General features: G+C 73.3%; 1 protein-coding gene. It reads left to right on the plus strand.

All coding sequences use genetic code 11. The features are described from left to right. The coding region (locus ACYQ2W_RS26695) for a carboxypeptidase-like regulatory domain-containing protein (protein ID WP_459874172.1) at positions 1 to 386 on the plus strand (386 nt) is incomplete at both ends.

The following is a 386-nucleotide window of genomic DNA, read 5'->3' on the forward strand; positions in this document are numbered from 1 at the left end:
CTCCCGCCGGATCCGGTAACGGTCGCCCCCGAGACCAAGAGCGGCGACTTCAGCCAGAACGTCTCGTTCCTCTTCTCGGGGAGCCAGCCGATCCAGACCGACGTCGAGCCCGGCGCCATCGAAGCGGCGCGGACCACCGTGCTGCGCGGCCGGGTCCTCGCCGCCGGCGGCGCGCCGCTGGCCGGGGTGGTGGTCACCGTCAAGGACCACCCCGAACTGGGCCGCACGGTCAGCCGCGCCGACGGCCGCTACGACCTGGCGGTCAACGGCGGCGGCCAACTGGTGGTCGCCTTCGCCGCCGACGGCTACCTCCCCACCCAGCGCCAGGCGAAGACCGTCTGGCAGGCGTTCGTCGAACTTCCCGAGGTGACCCTCGCCGCCCTCGA

It is taken from the genome of Endothiovibrio diazotrophicus, from assembly GCF_054657215.1.